At 74.7% G+C, this 2,849-nt stretch carries 2 protein-coding genes and 1 pseudogene; all 3 read left to right on the top strand.

Annotation, left to right across the window (positions count from 1 at the left end; genetic code table 11):
• Window positions 1-531: GNAT family N-acetyltransferase (locus tag D8M29_RS10630; protein ID WP_238693388.1), on the top strand; the 531-nt coding region annotated here is incomplete at its 5' end.
• A 119-nt stretch (window positions 532-650) separates the two neighbouring features.
• The gene (locus D8M29_RS10625) at window positions 651-2,477 is read left to right on the top strand and encodes a proline--tRNA ligase (protein ID WP_061866730.1); all 1,827 of its coding nucleotides are present in this window, start codon (window positions 651-653) and stop codon (window positions 2,475-2,477) included.
• Between the two features lie 43 nt (window positions 2,478-2,520).
• A pseudogene (locus tag D8M29_RS10620) lies at window positions 2,521-2,838 on the top strand (TSUP family transporter); the annotation flags it as partial.
• Window positions 2,839-2,849: the final 11 nt, after the last annotated feature.

Raw genomic sequence — 2,849 nt, 5'->3', positions numbered from 1 at the left:
GGCGAGGCCCTCGCCGCCGCGGGCCACCGGTCCCGGTCCGTGCGCCCCGACCAGCCGCTGCTCGTGCTGGGCACGGCCGGGGGGATCGACCCGAACCCGCACGTGGTGCAGGCGCAGCCACACGACTTCGCGCGCGTCCTGCCGGCCAGCGCGGCGATGTTCGAGGAGGAGCTCGGCTTCTCCCCATTCGCCGGGGGCGCGGCCCAGTACCGGGACCGCGTCGAGCGGCTGATCCACACCGGACGCGTCTTCATCGACCCGGGACCGCGCGACGCGGGCGGCCCGCTGCGCTTCAAGGCGGACATCGGGCTGCTCTCCTCCCGGTGCGCCCAGATCCAGGGCGTGTGGATGGCCCCCGCCGCGCGCGGCCGAGGACTGGCGGCGTCGGCGATGGCCGCCGTCGTGGACTACGTGCGACTCCAGGCGCCCGTGGTCAGCCTCTATGTCAACGCGTACAACACCCCCGCGCTGCGCACGTACGAGCGCGTGGGGTTCGAGCGGCGCGGCACGTTCGCGACCGTCCTGTACTGACCCGGCGGGCCCTGCGCGGGCGATAGGATCGGCGGTCAGGACGCCGGGCACCCCGTGCCGGCGTCGTCCCGTCCCGCGCGCCGCCCCGACCGCGCGAGCCCGTCCGAGGAGGCCCCGTCATGCCCCTGCGCATGTCCACCCTGTTCCTGCGCACCCTGCGCGACGACCCGGCGGAGGCCGAGGTGGCGAGCCACAGGCTCCTCGTCCGTGCCGGTTACATCCGTCGCGCGGCCCCGGGCATCTACTCGTGGCTGCCGCTGGGCCTCAAGGTGCTGGCCAAGGTGGAGCGGATCGTGCGCGAGGAGATGGACGCGATCGGCGCCCAGGAGGTGCACTTCCCGGCGCTGCTGCCGCGGGAGCCCTACGAGGCCACGGGGCGCTGGGATGAGTACGGCGACGGGCTGTTCCGCCTGCAGGACCGCAGGGGCAACGACTACCTCCTGGCCCCCACACACGAGGAGATGTTCACGCTCCTGGTGAAGGACCTGTACTCCTCGTACAAGGACCTGCCCGCGTACCTGTACCAGATCCAGACCAAGTACCGGGACGAGGCCCGCCCGCGCGCCGGCCTGCTGCGCGGGCGCGAGTTCATCATGAAGGACTCCTACTCCTTCACGGTGGACGACGCCGGCCTGGACGCCGCGTACGAGGCCCACCGGGCCGCCTACCTGCGGATCTTCGACCGCCTCGGCCTCGAGGTCGTGCCGGTGCGGGCCACCTCCGGTGCGATGGGCGGCTCCCGCTCCGAGGAGTTCCTGCACCCCACCGAGGTGGGCGAGGACACCTTCGTCGAGTCCGACGGCGGCTACCGCGCCAACGTCGAGGCCGTCACCACGGTGGCCCCCGCCCCGCTGGACGAGGCGGCCATGGCGGTCCTGCCCGCCGCCGAGGTCAAGGACACCCCGGTCTCCACCACCATCGCCGCGCTCGTGGACGTCGCCAACCGGCTGGCCCCGCGCGACGGCGAGCCGTGGACCGCCGCGGACACGCTCAAGTGCGTCGTGGTCACCGCGGTGGTGGACGGCGGCGAGCGCCGCCCGTTCGTCGTGGGCGTGCCCGGCGACCGTGAGGTGGACCTCAAGCGTCTCGAGGCCTCCGTGGGCCCGGCGCTCGGCGTGGTCGGCGAGCCCACGCTCGAGGCCGCGACCGCCGCGGACCTGGCCGCGCACCCCGCCCTGGTCAAGGGCTACATCGGCCCCGCGGCGGCCGACGCGGTCGAGGGCACCCCGGTCCTCGGCGCGGAGGGCTCCGTCTCGGGCCTGCCCTTCTTCGTGGACCCGCGCATCGCCCCCGGCACCGCGTGGATCACCGGCGCGAACGCGGACCAGCGCCACGTGTTCGGCCTCGTGGCCGGCCGCGACTTCACGTGGGACGGCGTGCTCGAGGCCACCGCGGTGCGCGAGGGCGACCAGGCCCCGGACGGCTCCGGCCCGCTGCACACCCGCCGCGGCATGGAGATGGGCCACATCTTCCAGCTCGGCCGCAAGTACGCCGAGGCCCTCGACCTGAAGGTCCTCGACGTCCACGGCAAGCAGGTCGTGGTGACCATGGGCTCCTACGGCATCGGCATCACGCGCGCCGTCGCCGCGATCGCCGAGCGCTACCACGACGACAAGGGCCTGGCGTGGCCGCGCGCGGTGGCCCCGGCGGACGTGCACGTCGTCGTCGCCACGAAGGGCGAGGACGGCCTCGCCGCCGCCGAGACCCTCGCCGCGGGCCTCGAGGCCGAGGGCCTGACCGTGCTCGTGGACGACCGTCCGAAGGTCAGCCCCGGCGTGAAGTTCAAGGACGCCGAGCTCATCGGCGTGCCCACCACCGTGGTGATCGGCCGCGGCCTGGCGGACGGCGAGCTCGAGCTCAAGGACCGTGCCACCGGCGAGGCGCGCCCCGTGCCCGTGGACGGGGCCGTCGCGGCGGTGCTCGCGGAGGTGCGCGACGGGCGCTGAGTGGTTCGGCGCCGTCGAGCTGACCGCCGGGCTGCTCGTCCTCGTGCTCGCCGCGGGCTTCGCGGCGGGCTGGATCGACGCCGTCGTGGGCGGGGGCGGGCTCCTGCAGCTGCCGGCCCTGCTGCTCGTGCCCGGGCTGAGCCCGATCCAGGCCCTGGCCACCAACAAGCTCGGCTCGGTGTTCGGCACGGCGACGTCGGCGCTCACCTACCGGCGGCGCCTGCGGCAGGATCTGTCCACCGCACTGCCGATGGCCGCCGTCGCCTTCGCGGCGGCCCTGGGCGGGGCCGTGGTCGCCGCGCATCTGCCGGCCGGCGTGATCCGGCCCGTGATCCTGGCGGCGTTGATCGCCGTCGCCGTAGATCGGTAGCG

This window comes from Micrococcus sp. HSID17227 (assembly GCF_003989405.1).
Taxonomy (GTDB): domain Bacteria; phylum Actinomycetota; class Actinomycetes; order Actinomycetales; family Micrococcaceae; genus Micrococcus; species Micrococcus luteus.
The sequence above is the reverse complement of the archived record's forward strand: the minus strand, read 5'-3'. Positions and strand labels throughout refer to the sequence as shown.